The organism is Ruegeria sp. B10 (assembly GCF_056539825.1).
The window spans coordinates 1-3738 of the sequence record NZ_JBQFVP010000032.1 but is presented as its reverse complement, the minus strand read 5'-3'; the positions used below and the strand labels follow the sequence as shown (position 1 = coordinate 3738).

Sequence of the window (3738 nt, the reverse complement as noted above, 5' to 3'; positions counted from 1 at the left end):
TTGGACGGCGCGTTTAGTCATCACTCCCACCAAATGCGCGCGGTAGTCTTTGCTGCCATGCATGTCGGCGATCATGTTCATCGGGTTGACGCTCAGCCCCATCAGGGCCTCAGCGCTGAAGGATTTGTTCAAAGCCTCTTCGGCCTCGGCCCACCGGAACACGCCGTCTTCGCTGGCGCCGGTCACGGCCACGCGGACACCATCCGCGAACCGCGCCACGTAGACACCGACCAAGGCAAATCGGGACGCAGGCTGCAGAAACTTCTGATAGCTCGCCGCCTGCGGCACCGGGAACCGGACCGAGGTGATGATCTCACCCTCATCCAGCGCGGTGGCAAACATGCCCTGAAAGAAGTCATCCGCCGCAATCTGCCGCGCGTTGGTCACGATGGTCGCACCTGATCCCAACACACCCGCCGGATAACAGGCCGCCGGATCATTGTTGGCCACCGACCCACCAATGGTGCCGCGGTTGCGTACCGCCGGATCACCGATCTGCCCCGCCAGCGCGGCCAGCGCCGGATACGACCCCGCCGCCTCACGCGCCACCGTGGCATGGGGCGTCGCCCCGCCAATGACGACCGAGCCGTCATCCTCGACACAGACGCCCTGCATCTCGGCAATCCCACCCATGCTGACCAGCACCGAAGGGGCCGCCAAACGCTGCTTCAGCGTCGGGATCAGCGTCTGACCCCCACCCAATGGCTGCGCATCCTCGGCCCCCAACGCAGCAACCGCGTCGGCAATGCTCGAAGGCTTCTCAAACTCGAAACTGTACATTCCGCTTTTCCTTTCCGAAGAGCGCAGATCCGCTCTTCATCTGGCTAAAAATACCTCGGGGGTCCGGGGGCTGGCCCCCGGTCCGCCCTCTCAACTCAGCTGTTCATCGCCGCCCAAACGCGCGACGGGCTAACCGGCATGTCGATGTGATCCACCGCCTTGCCGCCCGAGTTCATCGCATCCAGAACCGCATTGACCACAGCCGGCGGAGAGCCGATCGCCCCGGCCTCACCACAGCCCTTCACACCCAATGGGTTATGCGTGCAGGGCGTCTGGCTGGAATGATCCACGCCGTAGAAGGGCACATCATCGGCGCGCGGCATGGCGTAATCCATGAAGGACGCGCTCAACAACTGGCCATTCTCATCATAGGCGCAGTTCTCCAGCAGAGCCTGGCCGATGCCCTGACCAATGCCGCCATGCACCTGACCATCCACGATCATCGGGTTGACGATATTGCCAAAGTCATCCGCCGCGGTGAAGGCCTCGATACTGACCTGACCGGTCTCGGGGTCGACCTCAACCTCGCAGGCATAAGCGCCCGAGGGGAAGGTGAAGTTGGCCGGGTCGTAGAACGCGGTCTCCTCCAGCCCCGGCTCAACCTCCAGCGGGAAGTTATGCGGCACATAGGCTGTCAGGGTCACATCGCCCCAGGCCACCGACTTGTCGGTGCCTGCCACGCTGAACTGACCGTCCTTCAGCTCAATATCCGCCTCCGAGGCCTCCAGCAGGTGGGCGGCGATCTTCTTGGCCTTGTCGATCACCTTCTCGGTGGCCTTCACCATGGCCGAGCCACAGACCGCCAAAGATCGAGACCCATAGGTGCCCATGCCGAACGGGATCTTCGAGGTGTCGCCATGCACGATCTCGACCATCGACTCGTCGATGCCGATCATGTCGGCCACAACCTGCGGGAAGGCAGTCTCATGCCCCTGCCCGTGGCTATGCGCGCCAACCATGACGCTGATCGAGCCGGTGGCATTCACCCGCACGGTCGCCGCGTCATAGAGACCCGCTCGGGCCCCCAGCATGCCAACGATGTTCGAGGGCGCAATACCACACGCCTCGATATAGCAGTTGATGCCCAGACCCCGCAGCTTGCCCTTGGCCTCACTTGCCGCACGGCGCGCGGCAAAACCTGCCAGATCGGCGGCGGCCTCAAGCTTGTCCATGGTCCCGTTGTAATCCCCGGTATCATAGGTCAGAGCGACCGGCGTGTCATAGGGGAACTGGGTGATGAAGTTCTGACGGCGCAGGGCAATCGGATCGACCCTCAACTCGCGCGCGGCCTTGTCCACCACGCGTTCCAACTGGAACGTCGCCTCGGGCCGGCCCGCGCCGCGATAGGCATCCACCGGCACCGTATTGGTGAACATCGCCTTCACATTCACCTGAATGACCGGCGTCTTGTAATTGCCCGCCATCAGCGTGCCGTGCAGCCATGTGGGCACGGAGCTGGAGAAGGTCGACAGATACGCTCCAAGGTTCGCGTAGGTGTTGGTCCGCAACCCGATGAAGTTATTGTCTGCATCCAGCGCCAGTTCGATTTTGCTGACATGATCCCGGCCATGGGCGTCCGACATGAACGCCTCGGACCGGCTCGAGGTCCACTTCACCGGCCGGTTGCAGGCCTTGGCGGCGAAGGTACAGAACGCCTCTTCCGCATAGTGGAAAATCTTGGTGCCAAAGCCGCCCCCCACATCCGGGGCCACCACGCGGACCTTATGCTCGGGCAGGCCCAGCACAAAGGCGCACATCAGCAGGCGGATCACATGCGGGTTCTGCGAGGTGGTATAGAGCGTGTACTCATCCGTCCCGCGCTTGTACTCACCCACCGCCACGCGGGGCTCCATCGGGTTGGCAACCAGGCGGTTGTTCACCAGATCCAGCGTGGTCACATGGGCCGCATTGGCGAAGACCTCATTGACCTTGGCGTCATCCGCTTCACCCAGCTGCCAGTCATAGCAGATGTTGTTCTTCAGATCGTCATGGACCAGCGTCGCGCCCTCTTGGGCTGCGGCCTTCATGTCGATCACGGCGGGCAGTTCCTCGATGTCCACCTCGATCGCCTCGGCCGCATCGCGCGCCTGTTCCAGGCTGTCGGCCACAACGGCGGCAATGGGATCGCCCACATGGCGCACCTTGCCCTGGGCCAGAATGGGATGCGCAGGCTCCTGCATGGGTGCGCCGTGCTTGTCCGTCACCTCCCAGCCGCAGGGCATGCCGCCCACGCCTTCGAAATCCTTGCCGGTGAACACCTTGACCACGCCCGGCATGGCCTCGGCCGCCGAGGTATCAAGGCTGGTGATCCGGCCATGCGCGATATCCGAGCGCAGGAAATGAACATAGGCCTGTCCGGCCACGTTGATGTCGTCGGTATAATTGCCTGCTCCGGTCAGAAAGCGCACGTCCTCGCGCCGCTTGGAACTGGCTCCGATGCCACTGTCTTTGGGCATTGCTTGTTCTCCTCCCTCGGGCCGCTTATTCGGCGGCGATGCTGCTGACGTCCTGGCCCGAAGCGGCCATGATCGCCTTGACGATGTTGTGATAGCCCGTGCAGCGGCACAGGTTGCCTTCCAGATACTTGCGGATCTCGGCCTCGGACGGGCGCGGATTGTCCTTCAGAAGCGCCGCCGCGCTCATCACCATGCCCGGTGTGCAGAAGCCGCATTGCAGCCCGTGGTGATCCTGAAACGCCTGCTGGATCGCATTGAGTGTCCCATCCTCGGAGGCCTGACCCTCGATCGTGCCGACCTCGGCCCCGTCGGCCTCAACCGCCAGCATGTTGCACGACTTCACGGCCTCGCCGTTCACATGCACCACACAGGCCCCGCATTGCGCCGTATCACAGCCAACATGCGTCCCCGTCAAAGACAAATGATCCCGCAAAAAACCAGACAATAACGTCCGACCCTCAACATCACCGCTCACAGACATCCCATTCACAGTCAGCGATAT

3 protein-coding genes are annotated in these 3738 nt (G+C 62.8%); all 3 read right to left on the bottom strand.

The window, feature by feature from the left end:
• A partial coding sequence (locus ACR0J4_RS23055) for an FAD binding domain-containing protein (protein ID WP_170644480.1) occupies positions 1 to 780 on the bottom strand: 780 nt, incomplete at its 3' end.
• A 95-nt stretch (positions 781 to 875) separates the two neighbouring features.
• Positions 876 to 3236 carry a xanthine dehydrogenase family protein molybdopterin-binding subunit gene (locus ACR0J4_RS23050; RefSeq protein ID WP_170644482.1) on the bottom strand — a complete coding sequence of 787 codons (2361 nt, stop codon included), beginning with the start codon at positions 3234 to 3236 and terminating at the stop codon, positions 876 to 878.
• A gap of 25 nt (positions 3237 to 3261) precedes the next feature.
• Positions 3262 to 3738: (2Fe-2S)-binding protein (locus ACR0J4_RS23045; protein ID WP_480668837.1), on the bottom strand; the 477-nt coding region annotated here is incomplete at its 5' end.

Excerpts from the sequence above, each read along its gene's own strand:
- ACR0J4_RS23050 (WP_170644482.1), bottom strand. The coding sequence starts at position 3,236 with ATGCCCAAAGACAGTGGCATCGGAGCCAGTTCCAAGCGGCGCGAGGAC.